Raw genomic sequence first — 15,138 nt, forward strand, 5'->3', positions numbered from 1 at the left:
TTCGTGAGCGAGGGACAAGTCAGCAGAAGACATGTTGGCAAGGCCGTGCTTATCGCAGGCCCGACCGCCAGCGGCAAGTCGGCGCTGGCGCTCGAGCTTGCCCTGAGTACGGGCGGAATCGTCATCAATGCCGATTCCATGCAGGTCTATCGTGACCTCCGCATCATCACCGCGCGCCCCACACATGGCGAGGAAGGACGCGCGCCGCACCGTCTCTACGGCCACGTCGATGCGGCCGTGAATTTCTCGGCCGGCGCATGGGTGGTCGACGCGACGAAGGCGCTGGAAGAGGCGAAAGCCGCAGGCCGCCTGCCGATCTTCATCGGCGGCACGGGCCTTTATTTCAAGGCGCTGACGGCGGGCCTCTCGGTGGTGCCGCCGATCCCCGCCGAAGTCCGCGACGACGTGCGCGCGCGGCTGGAGCGGAACGGCGTCGAGGCGCTGCATGAGGAACTTGCACGCCGTGATCCGCGCGCCGCCGAACGATTGAACCTGCGCGACCGCACCCGGATCGCGCGCGCGCTCGAAGTGGTCGAAGCGACGGGCCGTTCGCTGCTCGACTGGCACCATGAAGGCCAGCCGCCGCTGCTGCCCAAGGACAGTTTTCGCGCGGTGTTTCTCGCCCCCGAGCGCGACGAGCTCTATGCCCGCATCGATGCCCGTTTCGACGCCATGCTCGGTGCCGGCGCGTTGAGGGAGGTGGAGTGGCTCGCCGCCAGACATCTCGATCCGCTGCTGCCGGCGATGAAAGCCCATGGCGTGCCGGCCCTGATCCGGCATCTGCGCGGTGAGATCGGCCTGGACGATGCCGCCACGATCGGTCGTGCCGACACCCGCCACTACGCCAAGCGGCAATTCACCTGGTTCCGGCACCAACTGCCCGAGTTCGAATGGGTGAAGCCGGAGGAGGCGAGGGGGTGGCTTGCCGCCATCGTGAATGCGGCCCGAGACCCCGGCTGACGCGCTTTTGTACCCGGGTTCCCGAATTTACCTCTCGCCGAACCCTGGGAACACCGCTACATTGCCAAAATCGCGCGGGAACGGTCGCATTGCCTTGACATCCGGGCTTTGACCGTTATGTTTCGCGCAACCTTTGGGAAGCTGAGCGCCTGCAATGCGTAACATTATTACCAAACTCCTTATCGCCGTCGTACCCAGGCACACCGCCGGGGGTGGCTAGCTGCCATCCACAGACAGGCGGTGTGCATGGGCCCTCTTCGGGGCCTTTTTTATTTCCCGAACCCGACACGAACGAAGCCGCTGACAACAGCGCATCCGGAGCAAGACAATGAGCGACAAGAGCCACGATCCGAACCAGATGACCGGCGCCGCGATGATCGTTCGCGCGCTCATCGATCATGGCGTGACCGACATTTTCGGCTATCCCGGTGGCGCCGTGCTTCCGATCTATGACGAGATCTTCCAGCAGAGCGAGGTCCAGCACATCCTGGTCCGCCACGAGCAGGGTGCGGGCCACGCCGCCGAGGGCTATGCGCGCTCGACCGGCAAGCCGGGCGTTGCGCTGGTGACCTCCGGTCCCGGCGCCACCAACATGGTGACGCCGCTGACCGACGCGCTGATGGACTCGATCCCGCTGGTCTGCATCTCCGGCCAGGTGCCGACGCATCTGATCGGCAACGACGCGTTCCAGGAGTGCGACACGGTCGGCATCACGCGGCCCTGCACCAAGCACAATTGGCTGGTGCGCGACGTCAACGATCTCGCCAAGGTGCTGCACGAGGCCTTCTATGTCGCGACCTCCGGCCGTCCCGGCCCGGTGCTCGTCGACGTGCCCAAGGACGTGCAGTTCGCGACCGGCACCTATCATCCGCCGCGCAAGTCGGACGTGCACCGCTCCTACGCGCCGCGCGTGAAGGGCGACGCGACGCAGATCCGCAAGGCCGTGTCGCTGCTCGCCAACGCCAAGCGCCCTGTGATCTACAGCGGTGGCGGCGTGATCAATTCCGGCCCCGAGGCGACCAAGCTCCTGCGCGAACTGGTCGAGGTCACCGGCTTCCCGATCACCTCCACGCTGATGGGCCTGGGTGCCTATCCGGCGTCGGGCAAGAACTGGCTCGGCATGCTCGGCATGCACGGCACCTATGAAGCCAACATGACCATGCATGATTGCGACGTCATGCTGTGCGTCGGCGCGCGCTTCGACGACCGCATCACCGGCCGCGTCGACGCGTTCTCGCCCGGCTCGAAGAAGATCCACATCGACATCGATCCGTCCTCGATCAACAAGAACATCCGTGTCGACGTGCCGATCATCGGCGACTGCGGCAACATCCTCGGCGATATCCTCCAGGTGTTCAAGGCGGAAGCGAAGAAGCCCGACATCAAGGCCTGGTGGCAGCAGATCGCGCAGTGGCGCGCCCGCAACTCGCTCTATTACAAGAAGAGCAACGACGTGATCCTGCCGCAACACGCGATCCAGAGCCTGTTCGAGGCGACACGCGGCAAGGACACTTACATCACGACGGAAGTCGGCCAGCACCAGATGTGGGCGGCGCAGTTCTTCGGCTTCGAGGAGCCGCATCGCTGGATGACGTCGGGCGGTCTCGGCACCATGGGCTACGGCCTGCCGGCCGCGGTCGGGGTGCAGGTTGCCCATCCGGACAGCCTCGTCATCGACATCGCGGGCGACGCCTCGGTGCAGATGACGATGCAGGAGATGTCGACGGCGGTGCAGTACGAATTGCCGATCAAGATCTTCATCCTGAACAACCAGTACATGGGCATGGTGCGGCAATGGCAGCAGCTGCTGCACGGCAACCGGCTATCGCATTCCTATTCGGAGGCGTTGCCGGATTTCGTCAAGCTCGCGGAAGCCTATGGCGGCGTCGGCATCCAGGTGCACAAGCCCTCCGATCTCGATGGCGCCATCCAGGAGATGATCTCGGTCAAGCGTCCTGTGCTGTTCGACTGCCGCGTCGCGGCGCTCGAAAACTGCTTCCCGATGATCCCCTCCGGCAAGGCGCACAACGAGATGCTGTTGCCCGAGCAGGCGAACGACGAGGCCACGGCAAAGGCGTTCGCCGGCGGCAAGGCGCTGGTGTGACGTCATGTTCGACCTGACGGAGCTCGAGCGCGCACATGCGATCGTGGGACAGGCGGTGCCGGCGACGCCGGCACGCGGGTGGCCGCTGCTCGCCGAGCGCCTCGGGACGCAGGTCATCGTCAAGCACGAGAACCACACGCCGATCGGCGCCTTCAAGGTGCGCGGCGGTCTCGTCTATCTCGAACGACTGAAGCGCGAGCGGCCGAACACACCCGGCATCATCTCGGCGACGCGCGGCAATCACGGCCAGAGCCTGGCCTTTGCCGCGAGCCGCCACGGCGTGCCGGCCGTGATCTACGTGCCGCGCGGCAACTCGGTCGAGAAGAACCGGGCGATGAGGGCGTTTGGCGCCGAGCTCGTCGAGCATGGCGAGGACTTTCAGGCGGCCGCCGAAGAGGCGCAGCGGCGCGCCCAATTTACCGGCCTGCACATGGTGCCGTCGTTTCATCCGGATCTCGTGCTCGGCGTCGCCACCTATGCGCTCGAACTGTTCCGGACGGCGCCGGATCTCGATGTTCTCTATGTGCCGATCGGGCAGGGCTCTGGAATCTCCGGCTGCATCATGGCGCGCGATCTCCTGGGCCTGAAGACCGAGATCGTCGGGGTGCAATCGACCGAAGCGCCGTCCTACGCGCTGTCGTTTGCGGCCGGCAAGGTCGTGACGACGAAGACCAGCAACACGCTGGCCGACGGCATGGCAACGCGCATTCCCGACGCAGACGCGTTCGCGCTGATCCGCAAGGGTGCCGCGCGCATCGTGCAGGTTTCCGACGACGAGGTCGCCGCCGCGATCCGCGCCTACTGGACCGACACGCACAATCTCGCGGAAGGCGCCGGTGCCGCCGCGCTCGCCGCGGCGCTTCAAGAGAAAGCTAAACTGTCAGGCAAGCGCGTCGGTCTCGTGCTGTCCGGCGGCAATATCGATTTCGATCTGTTCCGCAGTTGGGTCGGGACAGAGGCGCCAGCGATGGCGTGACGGAGAGACAAGAGGGGACGACCATGAACCAGCCGGCATCCGCCTATTTCATCGAGGACCGCCACGATCCCAACGAGACGCATACGCTCTCGGTGCTCGTGCAGAACGAGCCGGGCGTGCTCGCGCGCGTTATCGGGCTGTTCTCCGGGCGCGGCTACAACATCGAAAGTCTCACCGTCTCGGAGACCGAGAGCCAGAAGCACCTGTCGCGCATCACCATCGTCACCACGGGCACGCCGATGGTGATCGAGCAGATCAAGCACCAGCTCGACCGCATGATCCCGGTCTATCGTGTCGTCGACATGACCCTGACCAAGCGCTCGATCGAGCGCGAGCTTGCGATGGTGAAGGTGCGCGGGCAGGGCGAGCATCGCGTCGAGGCACTGCGGCTGGCGGATGCGTTCCGCGCCCGCGTGATCGACGCCACCACCGAGAGCTTTGTGTTCGAGATCACAGGCAATACGGACAAGATCAACCAGTTTATCGACCTGATGCGCCCGCTCGGCCTTGTCGAGGTGTCGCGCACCGGCGTTGCCGCGATTGGCCGCGGGCCTGAGGGGATGTGAGCCATGCTGGCGCGCGACTGGTACTATAACGAGCGCAACCGGATGGGGATCGAGCCCGCCGTGGCTTCGATCTACGACGCCCATGACGATGCCGATCTGCGGGCGCGCGCCGCGCTGAAAATGCTCGGGGTGCAGCGCGGCTGGCGCATCGCGGATATCGGCTGTGGCAACGGCGTGCTCGCGACCGAAGCGGCGCTGATGGGTGCCGAGGTGGACGCCATCGATATCTCGCCGGCGATGCTGGCGCTCGCCGAGATCTACGCCCGCGACCGTAAGGCGCCCGTGCGCACACAGTCCGCCGGCTTGCTCAGCTTCGCCTACCGCCCGGAATCCTACGATCTGATCGTCAGCGAGTTCACGCTGCACCATCTGCCGGATTTCTGGAAGGCGGTGGCGATGTCGCGGATCTACCGTGCATTGAAGCCGGGCGCGAGCTTCTATCTGCGCGACATCGTCTACGCCTCGATGCCCGACGCCATCGAGCGCGACGTCGAGCAATGGGCCGACTTCCATATCAAGAACCACGATTTTTCGCGCGAAAGCGTCGTCACGCACATGCGCGACGAATATTCCACCTTCGGCTGGGTGATGGAACGGATGCTGATCGATGTCGGCTTCACGCTGGTCTCGGTCGACTACCACGCGCCCATGCACGGCACTTATCTGCTGCGGAAACCGAAAGCCGGCGAGCAAGGCTAGAACAGAACAACAAACAGGGCTGCACGACAAAGCAGAACCGAGAACAACAATGAAGCCGGCCGATATCCTCATCGCCATTCTGGTGGCGGTCATCTGGGGGCTTGCCTTCGTGGCGAGCCGGATCGCGCTCGACGAACTTTCGCCGGAGCTGATGACGGCGATGCGCTTCACCATTGCCGCGGTGCCATGCCTGTTCATTCCCAAGCCGAAGATCGCCTGGTCGCTGCTGATCGCGATCAGCTTCACGCTGTTCCTCGGCCAGTTCCTGAGCCAGGCCTATGGCATCGCGCACGGTGTGCCGGTGGGGCTCACCAGCGTCGTCGTACAGAGCCAGGCGCTGTTCACCATCGGCTTTGCCGCGATCGCATTCGGCGAGCGGCCGACGCCGGTGCAGACCCTTGGCATCGTCGTCGCCGCAGTCGGCCTGCTCTTGATCTGCGGTACCGTCGGTTACGATTTCAGCGTTGGTGCCTTCGCGGTGCTGATGATCGCCCCGATTTGCTTTGCCGTCGGCAATCTCCTGCTGCGCGGCGCCCGTGGCGCGCCGATGTTCGACCTGTTCGCCTGGCTCTGCCTGACCGCCGCCGTGCCGCTGTTCGCGCTGGCGCTGGTCGTCAACGGGCCGGCGCCGACCTTCCAGTCGCTGATCCATATGTCGCCGACTGGCCTCGTCTGCCTGCTGGCGATCGGCGCCATCTCGACCAGCATCGCCTATTGGCTGTGGGGCCGGCTGCTGCGTGACTATCCCGCAGCGCAAGTGGTGCCGTTCGCGCTGCTGGTGCCGTTCGTCGGCTCGGCTGCTTCCAGCATCGTGTTTGGCGAGAAGTTCGGCCCGTTGCGGCTGGCCGGGATGCTGACGGTCATCGGCGGCATCGCGGTGATGGTGCTGGCGAGACGCCCGCAGCCGCTGCCGAAGACCGCGTGAGGTGAGCATGTCCCAGTCGCTGCTCTATGCCTTCATCATCTTCGCCCTCGTGATGTTCTTCACGCCGGGGCCGAACAACATCATGCTGCTGTCGTCGGGACTGACTTACGGCTTCCGCCGCACCATCCCGCATATCGCCGGCATCACGATCGGCTTCGCCTTCATGGTCGGCGCCGTTGGCCTGGGGCTCGGCACGGTGTTTCTGGCCTATCCGATCCTCCAGACCATCCTGAAATATGCCGGCGCCGCCTACTTGATCTACCTCGCCGCGGTGATCGCCTTCTCGGGGCCGGCCAAGCCGGGCGAGGAGGACGGCCGTGGCCCGATGACCTTCTGGGGCGCGGCGATGTTCCAGTGGATCAACGCCAAGGGCTGGGTCATCGTGATCGGCACCATCACCGCCTATGCGGCGATTGCCCAGTTCCCGATCAACATCGCGATCCAGACCGTGATCAGCCTGCTCGTCGGCACGGTCTCGACGGTGGTCTGGGCCCTGTTCGGCACTGCACTACGACCGGTACTGACCTCCGCGCGGCTGGTCCGCGCCTTCAATATCGTGATGGCGCTCCTGCTGCTCGCCTCCCTCTACCCCGTTTTCATGGATGCATGATGTCGCGGATTTCCATGCAGAAACGGGTTTCCCTAGGGGCTGAAAATGCTCTAGACAGCCCCCGAAATCCGCAAATTTCACCCTTCGGACACTGACTATCGGCCGATTCTGGCCCTGAACGAGGAAACGACTATGCGTGTTTATTACGATCGCGACGCCGACCTGAACCTGATCAAGGGCAAGAAGGTCGCCATCGTCGGCTATGGCAGCCAGGGCCACGCCCATGCGCTCAACCTCAAGGACTCCGGCGTCAAGGACGTCGCCATTGCGCTGCGCAAGGACTCGGGCTCGGTCAAGAAGGCGGAAGCCGCCGGCTTTAAGGTGATGGAAGTCGCCGACGCCGCCAAATGGGCCGACCTCGTCATGATGCTGACCCCGGACGAGCTCCAGGGCGACATTTATCGTGAGCACCTGCACGACAACATGAAGAAGGGCGCCGCCCTCGTGTTCGCGCACGGCCTCAACGTCCACTTCAACCTGCTCGACCCGCGCGCCGACCTCGACGTGCTCATGATCGCGCCGAAGGGCCCCGGCCATACGGTGCGTTCGGAATATCAGCGCGGCGGCGGCGTGCCCTGCCTGATCGCGATCGCCAAGGACGTCTCGGGCAACGCCCATGACCTCGGCCTCTCCTACGCCTCCGCCGTCGGCGGCGGTCGTGCCGGCATCATCGAGACCACCTTCAAGGAAGAGTGCGAGACCGACCTGTTCGGCGAGCAGGTCGTGCTCTGCGGCGGCCTGGTCGAGCTGATCAAGGCCGGCTACGAGACCCTGGTCGAAGCCGGTTACGCCCCGGAGATGGCCTATTTCGAGTGCCTGCACGAAGTGAAGCTGATCGTCGACCTGATCTATGAAGGCGGCATCGCCAACATGAACTACTCGATCTCCAACACCGCGGAGTACGGCGAGTACGTCACCGGTCCGCGCATCGTCACCGCGGAGACCAAGGCCGAGATGAAGCGCGTTCTCGCCGACATCCAGGGCGGCAAGTTCGCCCGCGACTGGATGCTCGAGAACAAGGTCAACCAGACCTCGTTCAAGGCGACCCGCGCCAAGCTCGCCCAGCACCCGATCGAGGAAGTCGGCGCGAAACTCCGCGACATGATGCCCTGGATCAAGAAGGGCGCGCTGGTCGACAAGAGCAAGAACTGACGGGTGCGCCGTCATTCCGGGTTCGCGACTTCGTCGCGCCCCGGAATGACGAGTGAAACACAAGCTTCGCTCGCCAAACCAAATTTTAAACCTTCTCGACTACATCGGAGCGAGATCGCGAACGGCGGTCTCGCTCCTTTCATCTCGCGCGAAGCATTGCTGCTTCATTCAAATTCTTCGCGAGCTGACGTGCCCTCTGAGCACGAAGAACTGACGCTTAAACCACATTCTTGGTCTCGCGTCGTTTTCATGACTTCTCCAGAATCTCGCGATCGCCAAAACCCCAGCGTCTTCAGAGTCAAGGATTCGGCTCTTCATCCGCATCTTCAGGGCGCACTCAATCTCATGTCGCGAAGCTCGCGCGCCGCTTCATCTTAAGAATCGACACCCGCGACGTCCCTTTGAGCGTTGGGTGGCATTGCGCTGACACATCCTTCTCTCCATGATCGCGGGAACTTGAGGGGAGGGGTCTATGCGATCTGTCGTCATCACCGGCGCGTCCACCGGCATCGGCTGGGCCATTGCGAAATTTCTGATCGGGCGCGGCTACCGCGTCTTCGGCAGCGTCCGCAAGCAGGCCGACGCCGACCGGCTCAAGGGTGAGTTCGGCGCGAACTTCACGCCGCTCCTGTTCGACGTTACCGACGAGGCCGCCGTGCTCGCCGCTGCGCGCCAGGTTCGCGAGGCGCTGGCTGGCGACACGCTGGCGGGGCTCGTCAACAATGCCGGCATTGCGGTCGCGGGGCCGGTCCTGGAATTGTCGGTCGACGATTTCCGCCGCCAGATGGACATCAACGTCATCGGCCCGGTCATCGCGACGCAAGCCTTTGGGCCGCTGCTCGGCGCGGACCCGTCGCTGAAGGGGCCGAAGGGCCGGATCGTGATGATCAGCTCGGTCGCCGGCAAGAACGGCAATCCGCTGTCGGCGCCTTACTGCACCTCCAAGCACGCCATCGAAGGGCTATCCGAGAGCCTGCGGCGTGAGCTGATGCTGTTCGGGATCGACGTCATCATCGTCGCCCCGGGCGCAGTGAAGACGCCGATCTGGAGCAAGGCCGAAGAGATCGATCTCTCCGTCTATCAGAACTCGCCCTATCTGCCGGCGCTGAACAAGGTCATGGCGTTCATGATGGACCTCGGTGCGAAGGGCCTGCCGGCCGAGCGGATCGCCGAAATCGTGTTCGAGGCGCTGACCGCCGCGAGCCCCAAGGTGCGCTACCAGATCACGCCGGATCCGTTGCGCCATCTGGTCGGCGCATTGCTGCCGAAACGGACGGTTGATCGCATCATCGCAAAGCGCCTGGGGTTCCTGCCGCAGGGCTGATCGACGTTCAGCTCGCTTCGGCCGTCCGTCGGCGGGGGTGGGCGGCCATCGCGATCAGCCGCAGCGCCATCACGGCGAACAACGGAATGAGGAAGGCGGCATAGAGCGGCATCGCCTGCACGCGCTTGCCGAACGACACCATGAACTGGAACCAGAGGTAATAGCCGCCCACGAGGTGCAGCACGCGCCAGGCCTGCGGCCCGAGCAGCGCGGCGGTGCGGTCGAACGAGGTCGCGCTCATGGCGATGATGAATGCATAGCCGATGCCGCCGAAGACGTAGGAGGCGGCCGAGGTGGCCCCCACAAAGCCGGCCGGATCCATTTTGGCGAACGCGACGATCGCGCCTGCGTGGATGGCGTGGGAGGCCGCAAAGCTCAGGCCCAGATCGCGGCGGTTGCGGCGCTGCCAGCGGGTCCAGGCGTTCGGCCACAGCCGGGCGAGCGCCGCTGCACTGAAGGCAAGGCAGAATAGCAGCAGCGAGCTTCGCGCCGTGAAACGGATCACCATCCGCACGCCCTCGACCTCGAACTGCCGCATCGACGCGATCCACAGGCTGAGCGCGATCAGGCTCAGGGTGAGAACGGCGAGCAGCCGCCAGCCCTCAAACCAGTTTTGACGTTGTGACATGGCGGTCTCCTCCCTAATGTAAGCATCGATTACATTTCAGGCTGGCGAAATCGTCAACGGTGTAATCGGTGCTTACATTCACGTTCGGGTGATGCTAGGAAGCACCATGCCCGCCCGACAGCCGTCCAAGCCGCGCACCCGCCGCCAAACGCCGGAAGCCCGGCCGTATCATCACGGCGACCTCCGCCGCGTGCTGATCGATGCTGCGTTGCAACTGGCGGCGGAGGGTGCCGAAGTCTCGGTGCGCGAGGCCGCACGCCGGGCCGCGGTTTCGCCGGGGGCGCCGTTCCGGCACTTCCCCAACCGCGACGCGCTGATGGCGGCGGTGGCCGGGGAGGCGCAGCGGCGCTTTCGTGCCGAGATCGAGGTGGCGCTGGGCCAGGCGCCGGCCACCGACCCGCTCGGCCGCTTCCGCGCCTTCGGGCTCGCCTACCTGCGCTGGGCGATGCGCAATCCCGCGCATTTCGAGATCATCTCCACGGGGCGCTACTTCGCCCATGGCAGCTCCGTGGAGCTGACACGCGACAATGCCGAGCTGATCGCTCTGACCGAACGGATGCTGGCAGACGCGGCGGAGCAGGGCCTGCTGCGGTCGGCCGACCTCAAGCGCATCCAGATCGCCGGCCGCGCCCTGGTCTATGGCTTTGCCCGGATGAACCTCGACGGCCACTTTCCGCGCTGGGGGGTGGAGGAGGGCGAGACCGAGCGGATGGCGGAAGGGGTGATCGACCTCTTCATCGCGGGGATCGCGAAGTCGGGCCGCGGCTCCTGAACTGACTGACCCTCATGGCGACGAGGCGCGTAGCGCCGTCTCGAACCATGCAGGCCCACTCGGGCCTCGCCCTTCGAGACGCCTGCTTCGCAGGCTCCTCAGGGTGAGGGGATGGAGTTGGCCGTGCGGCTGTTCGCCGCCTGCTAACATTAAGCGAAGGTCGGACCGCGACACGCGTTGCTTGTCCGTGACCATTCAATTACAGTTTTATGACACGGTGCAGGCTTCCGGCTGCGCCGAACGCCGCAGGCCGGCCCGACGGCTGGGTATTCATCGCGCCGGACCAGAAGTTGCGTGCCGTCGATGGCGTCCGCGCCGAATCCAGGTCCTTCTGCCACCACCGCCGTGCTGGCGAGCGTTGCCGCGCTCGGCATCTGGCGCCTGCTTGCGGTTGCCGCGCCGCATCTTGCCGCCCTCGCGCTCATGTACGAGACCGAGACCGATTTGGGTTCGCGGCTTTCGTTCGTGCTCGCCTGGGGCATCCTCAATTTCTTCTGGATCACGCTCTTGCGGCGGCCGGCATTGTCGGGCGCGCTGTCGCTGACCATGGTCGTCGTGCTGGTGCTGCTGTCGCGTCTCAAGCACGACGTCGTGCAGATGACGGTCAACTTCATCGACCTGATGATGATCGACCGCGACACCGTGGCGTTCCTGTTCACGATCTTCCCGAACCTGCGCTGGTCGGTGATCGGGGCCGGCCTCGTCACGCTGCCGCTGATGTATGCGCTGTGGTGGCTCGATCCGTTTCGCATCCGCCGCCTGCCGGCGTTCGCGTCCACGCTCGCCTGTCTTGCCGCACTGGTCGGCTATTCGCTCTATCATCCGGACGAGGCCTGGCGCGGCTATTACGACGACGGCTATCTCTCGAAATTCTTCCGCTCCGGCGTCAGCGCGGTCTCCGATTTCGCGCAATACGGCTTCATGGAGTCGGCGACCTCGACCAGCGAACGGCTCAACATGCCGCTGGTCGATGCCTGCCACCCCGCGGGACGGCGGCCGAACATCATCATGGTCCATGATGAATCGAGCTTCGACATTCGCGCCGCCCAGGGCATCAAGGTGCCGCCGCGCTATGGCGATCATTTCAAGTCCTTTGACGGCAAGCAGCGCACGTTCCTGGCCGAGAGCAATGGCGGGCCGAGCTGGTTCACCGAATACAACGTGCTCGCTGGTCTCTCCTCGCGCTCGTTCGGCCGCTTCGCCTATTTCGTGACGCGCATCGCCTCAAACCGCGTCGAGCGCGGCCTGCCGCTGGCGCTGCGCCGCTGCGGCTATGACACGCTATCGCTCTATCCCGCCTATGGCGGCTTCATGGGCGCGCGCAGCTTTCAGGTGACGACCGGCGTCGAACGCTTCCTCGACTCGAAGGATCTCGGCGCCAAGGACGTCGAGCCGGACTCCTTCTTCTACGACAAGGCGCTCCAACTGATGGGCCAGCAGCCGCCGAACAAGCCGCTGTTCACCTTCATCTATCTCGGCGCCAATCATTTCCCCTGGGAGACGCGCTTCCGCCCCGACCTGCTGCCGAACTGGCGCGCGCCGGGCAATAATGTGGCGTCCATCGACGAATATCTGCGCCGGCAAGCGATGAGCGCCGAGCAGTACAGAGCGTTTGTCGCGGGGCTGAAGAAGAATTTTCCCGGCGAGCCCTTCCTGATCGTGCGCTACGGCGACCACCAGCCCGAGTTTGCGCCGAACCTCCTCGAGCCCGGGCTCGACGAGGGCGCGCTCGGCAAGAAGCTCGACGCCTACGATCCGCGTCTCTACGCGACCTATTACGCGATCGACGCCATCAATTTCGAGCCGGTGAAGAGCGAGGCCGTGATGGACACGGTCGACGGCCCTTATCTCCCGCTGGTGATTCAGGAAGCCGCCGGCATTCCGCTCGATCCCTCCTTCGCCGAGCAGAAGCAGATCATGCTCCGCTGCAAAGGCATCTTCTACGGCTGCAAGGACGGCGCCGAGGCGCGGCGGTTGAACCGGCTGCTGATCAATGCCGGGATCATCCGGGGGCTGTAGTCGGCCTACCGCTTGCCCACCTTCTCCCAAAGCCACTTCGCCACCGCATCCGGCGATGAATTCGCGTCGTTGCCGCTGGCGCGCAAATTGGCCTCTCGCATCGTGGCGATGTCGATCTTGCCGAGCAGCGGCTCGAGCGCGGCCTGTAGTCGCTCATCGCCGGCGCGCTTCGGCGCCAGCAGCAGGATCGCGTCGTAGGGCGGGATCGCGTGCCTGGGATCGTCCAGCACGACCAGATCGTATTTCGCGATCAGCCCGTCGCTGGTGTAGCCGGCGATCACGTCGACCTCGCCGCTGGCGACGGCCGCATACATGAAATCCGGCTGCATCTGGCGCTGGGCGCGGAACGAGAGGCCATAGGATTTTTGCAGCGCCGCCCATTCGGGGCGCGAGAAGAATTCGTAGTCGCCGGCGATGGACAGCGCCGGTGCATGTGCGGCGAGATCGGCGATGGTGCGGATGCCGAGCGCCTCGGCGCGCTTCTTCGGCATCACCAGCGCATAGGCGTTCTCGAAGCCGAGCTCGCCGAGCAGGGTGATATGGTCCTTTGCGAGCGCCGTCTTGAGCTCCGCCAACAACTCCGCGCGCGGCTTGATGTCCGTGCGGTGCAGCTGGTTGGCCCACAGCGTGCCGGAATAATCGACATAGAGATCGATGTCGCCGGCCTTGAGCGCCTCGAAGATCACGCTGGAGCCGAGACCCGACCGCGCGGTCGCGGGGAGACCGGCGGCCTGGAGGCGGTCCCTCAGCAGGGCCGACAGCACATATTGCTCGGCGAATGTCTTGGCCCCGACGACATAGCTCTGCGACGAGCGTCCCATCGTCGGCACCAGCGTTGCGAGGACCAGCGCCGCGATCCCGATGCCGCCGAGCGCGGCAGGCAGGCGGCTGCGGTGGCGCAAGCCGCTCTCGATCAGGCCGAGCAGCTGATCGACGGCGAGCGCGAGCAGGGCCGAGGCAAAGCAGCCGAACAGCACGAACACCCAGTTCTGGGTCTGAAGCCCGGCAAAAATGTAGTTGCCGAGGCTGGTCTGCCCGATCGGCGTCGACAGGGTCGCGGTGCCGATCACCCACACCGCCGCGGTGCGGATGCCGGCCATCATCACCGGCAGCGCCAGCGGCAACTCGACCATGACGAGCGACTGCCGCGCGGTCATGCCGACGCCTTTGGCGGCTTCGATCAGCGCAGGATCGATGCCGTTGAGGCCTGTGATGCCGTTGCGCAGCACCGGCAGCATCGAATAGAGCGCGAGCGCCAGCATCGCCGGCAGGAAGCCGAAAGCGGAGAAGGAGATTCCGAACCAGGCGAGTGTCAAGGACGCGGCCAGCAGCAGCAGCGGATAGAACAGCGCGAGCAGCGCCAAGCCGGGCACCGTCTGCACGATGCTTGCGAGCGCGAGCAGGATAGCGCGCGGCGCCGGGCGGTTGCGGGTCAGGATCGCCAGCGGCAGGCTGACGGCGAGGCCGAGCGCGAGCGCGGCGAGGCTGACCCGAACATGGTTGCCGAGATAGTCGGGGAGATGCGACAGCGCCTCGCCCCAGCGCGGATCGGCGAACAGGCTCATGCCGCACCGCTCGGCGGCAGTAGCGCGTTCAGCCGCTCGACCTGGCGTCGCGGCGTGCGCAGCAGCTCCAGCACATAGGCGTCGCCGCTCGTCGAGAGGTCCGCGGGCGTGCCCTGCGCCAGCAGTTGTCCGCCGCGCATCACCGCGATGCGGTCGGCGAGCAGGATCGCCTCCGTCATGTCATGGGTGATCATGACGGTGGTCAGGCCGAGCTTGCGATGCAGTTCGCGAAAATCCTCGCCGAGCGCATCGCGGGTGAGGGGATCGAGCGCGCCGAACGGCTCGTCCATCAGCACGATGCGGGGCCGTGCCGCGAGCGCCCGAGCCACCCCCACGCGCTGGCGCTGGCCGCCGGAGAGCGCCTCGGGCAGGCGATCGCGATGCGCGCGACGGTCGAGTTGCACGAGCTCGAGCAGCTCGTCGACCCGCGCGGTGATGTCCGCTGCCGGTGCGCCCAGCAGCCTTGGCGTGATTCCGATATTGTCGGCGACGCTCAGATGCGGAAACAGCCCGCCGCTCTGGAAGACGTAGCCGATCCGGCGCCGCAGCGAGACAGGATCGACGGTCTGCACATCCTCGCCCTCGACCGTGATCGTGCCGGCATCGGCCTCGATCAGCCGGTTGGCGAGCCGCAGCAGCGTGGTCTTGCCGGAGCCGGAGCCGCCGACGATGGCCAGAAATTCGCCCTCGGCGATATCGAGCGACACATCGTCGACGGCCTTGAGTGAGCCGAAGTTCTTGCTGACGTGGGAATAGCTGATGGCAGGTTTGGAAGGCATTCGACGCGGCTCACTCTTCCTTACCCTCCCCTGGAGGGGGAGGGTAAGGAAGAGTGAGC

At 65.2% G+C, this 15,138-nt stretch carries 14 protein-coding genes; 11 read left to right on the plus strand and 3 right to left on the minus strand.

The annotated features are described in order from the left end of the window. Positions 1 to 3 precede the first annotated feature (3 nt). The 9 genes from miaA (at position 4) to AC0L3X_RS11335 (ending at position 9,316) form a co-directional block, all read left to right on the plus strand. On the plus strand, positions 4 to 960 hold the full coding sequence (miaA, locus tag AC0L3X_RS11295) for a tRNA (adenosine(37)-N6)-dimethylallyltransferase MiaA (protein ID WP_283017494.1): 957 nt from the start codon (positions 4 to 6) through the stop codon (positions 958 to 960). A gap of 328 nt (positions 961 to 1,288) precedes the next feature. Then, positions 1,289 to 3,064, plus strand: coding sequence for an acetolactate synthase 3 large subunit (locus tag AC0L3X_RS11300; protein WP_063981624.1), 1,776 nt, complete (start codon positions 1,289 to 1,291; stop codon positions 3,062 to 3,064). A 4-nt stretch (positions 3,065 to 3,068) separates the two neighbouring features. Beyond that, positions 3,069 to 4,040, plus strand: a complete 972-nt coding sequence (locus AC0L3X_RS11305) for a threonine dehydratase (RefSeq protein WP_283017493.1) — start codon at positions 3,069 to 3,071, stop codon at positions 4,038 to 4,040. Positions 4,041 to 4,063: 23 nt separating this feature from the next. Then, positions 4,064 to 4,606, plus strand: a complete 543-nt coding sequence (gene ilvN, locus AC0L3X_RS11310) for an acetolactate synthase small subunit (protein WP_014493064.1) — start codon at positions 4,064 to 4,066, stop codon at positions 4,604 to 4,606. Between the two features lie 3 nt (positions 4,607 to 4,609). Then, positions 4,610 to 5,305 (plus strand): class I SAM-dependent methyltransferase, encoded by a 696-nt coding sequence (locus AC0L3X_RS11315; RefSeq protein WP_071910524.1) that lies wholly within the window; start codon positions 4,610 to 4,612, stop codon positions 5,303 to 5,305. 49 nt (positions 5,306 to 5,354) lie between these two features. Continuing rightward, positions 5,355 to 6,230: an EamA family transporter gene (locus tag AC0L3X_RS11320; protein ID WP_085399723.1), complete on the plus strand. Its 876-nt coding sequence runs from the start codon at positions 5,355 to 5,357 to the stop codon at positions 6,228 to 6,230. A 7-nt stretch (positions 6,231 to 6,237) separates the two neighbouring features. Further along, the gene (locus tag AC0L3X_RS11325; RefSeq protein ID WP_283017492.1) at positions 6,238 to 6,840 is read left to right on the plus strand and encodes a LysE family translocator; all 603 of its coding nucleotides are present in this window, start codon (positions 6,238 to 6,240) and stop codon (positions 6,838 to 6,840) included. A gap of 132 nt (positions 6,841 to 6,972) precedes the next feature. Beyond that, positions 6,973 to 7,992: a ketol-acid reductoisomerase gene (gene ilvC, locus AC0L3X_RS11330; protein WP_283017491.1), complete on the plus strand. Its 1,020-nt coding sequence runs from the start codon at positions 6,973 to 6,975 to the stop codon at positions 7,990 to 7,992. A 472-nt stretch (positions 7,993 to 8,464) separates the two neighbouring features. Then, entirely contained in the window at positions 8,465 to 9,316 is an 852-nt protein-coding gene (locus AC0L3X_RS11335) for an SDR family oxidoreductase (RefSeq protein WP_283017490.1), read from the plus strand. A gap of 7 nt (positions 9,317 to 9,323) precedes the next feature. Here AC0L3X_RS11335 and AC0L3X_RS11340 read toward each other — a convergent pair whose 3' ends face one another. Beyond that, on the minus strand, positions 9,324 to 9,944 hold the full coding sequence (locus tag AC0L3X_RS11340) for a hypothetical protein (RefSeq protein ID WP_283017489.1): 621 nt from the start codon (positions 9,942 to 9,944) through the stop codon (positions 9,324 to 9,326). Positions 9,945 to 10,050: 106 nt separating this feature from the next. On the opposite strand from AC0L3X_RS11340, the gene AC0L3X_RS11345 reads away from it, so the two are divergent. Both AC0L3X_RS11345 and AC0L3X_RS11350 read left to right on the plus strand, forming a co-directional pair. Continuing rightward, positions 10,051 to 10,716: a TetR/AcrR family transcriptional regulator gene (locus tag AC0L3X_RS11345; RefSeq protein WP_063981631.1), complete on the plus strand. Its 666-nt coding sequence runs from the start codon at positions 10,051 to 10,053 to the stop codon at positions 10,714 to 10,716. Between the two features lie 303 nt (positions 10,717 to 11,019). Next, the gene (locus tag AC0L3X_RS11350; RefSeq protein ID WP_063981632.1) at positions 11,020 to 12,735 is read left to right on the plus strand and encodes a sulfatase-like hydrolase/transferase; all 1,716 of its coding nucleotides are present in this window, start codon (positions 11,020 to 11,022) and stop codon (positions 12,733 to 12,735) included. 5 nt (positions 12,736 to 12,740) lie between these two features. Here the strand turns inward: AC0L3X_RS11350 and AC0L3X_RS11355 are convergent, their stop codons facing one another. Together AC0L3X_RS11355 and AC0L3X_RS11360 are read right to left on the minus strand one after the other, a co-directional pair. Further along, positions 12,741 to 14,300, minus strand: a complete 1,560-nt coding sequence (locus tag AC0L3X_RS11355) for a glycine betaine ABC transporter substrate-binding protein (RefSeq protein ID WP_063981633.1) — start codon at positions 14,298 to 14,300, stop codon at positions 12,741 to 12,743. Then, the gene (locus AC0L3X_RS11360; RefSeq protein WP_063981634.1) at positions 14,297 to 15,079 is read right to left on the minus strand and encodes an ATP-binding cassette domain-containing protein; all 783 of its coding nucleotides are present in this window, start codon (positions 15,077 to 15,079) and stop codon (positions 14,297 to 14,299) included. Before AC0L3X_RS11360 ends, AC0L3X_RS11355 begins: the two co-directional genes overlap by 4 nt. Positions 15,080 to 15,138 lie beyond the last annotated feature (59 nt).

The sequence above is a fragment of the Bradyrhizobium sp. MI1.7 genome (assembly GCF_055811795.1).

Bases quoted from the DNA above. Each gene is read 5' to 3' on its own strand.
- AC0L3X_RS11300 (WP_063981624.1), top strand. From the start codon at position 1,289: ATGAGCGACAAGAGCCACGATCCGAACCAGATGACCGGCGCCGCGATG.
- AC0L3X_RS11305 (WP_283017493.1), top strand. From the start codon at position 3,069: ATGTTCGACCTGACGGAGCTCGAGCGCGCACATGCGATCGTGGGACAG.
- ilvN (WP_014493064.1), top strand. From the start codon at position 4,064: ATGAACCAGCCGGCATCCGCCTATTTCATCGAGGACCGCCACGATCCC.
- AC0L3X_RS11315 (WP_071910524.1), top strand. From the start codon at position 4,610: ATGCTGGCGCGCGACTGGTACTATAACGAGCGCAACCGGATGGGGATC.
- AC0L3X_RS11320 (WP_085399723.1), top strand. From the start codon at position 5,355: ATGAAGCCGGCCGATATCCTCATCGCCATTCTGGTGGCGGTCATCTGG.
- AC0L3X_RS11325 (WP_283017492.1), top strand. From the start codon at position 6,238: ATGTCCCAGTCGCTGCTCTATGCCTTCATCATCTTCGCCCTCGTGATG.
- ilvC (WP_283017491.1), top strand. From the start codon at position 6,973: ATGCGTGTTTATTACGATCGCGACGCCGACCTGAACCTGATCAAGGGC.
- AC0L3X_RS11335 (WP_283017490.1), top strand. From the start codon at position 8,465: ATGCGATCTGTCGTCATCACCGGCGCGTCCACCGGCATCGGCTGGGCC.
- AC0L3X_RS11340 (WP_283017489.1), bottom strand. From the start codon at position 9,944: ATGTCACAACGTCAAAACTGGTTTGAGGGCTGGCGGCTGCTCGCCGTT.
- AC0L3X_RS11345 (WP_063981631.1), top strand. From the start codon at position 10,051: ATGCCCGCCCGACAGCCGTCCAAGCCGCGCACCCGCCGCCAAACGCCG.
- AC0L3X_RS11350 (WP_063981632.1), top strand. From the start codon at position 11,020: ATGGCGTCCGCGCCGAATCCAGGTCCTTCTGCCACCACCGCCGTGCTG.
- AC0L3X_RS11355 (WP_063981633.1), bottom strand. From the start codon at position 14,300: ATGAGCCTGTTCGCCGATCCGCGCTGGGGCGAGGCGCTGTCGCATCTC.
- AC0L3X_RS11360 (WP_063981634.1), bottom strand. From the start codon at position 15,079: ATGCCTTCCAAACCTGCCATCAGCTATTCCCACGTCAGCAAGAACTTC.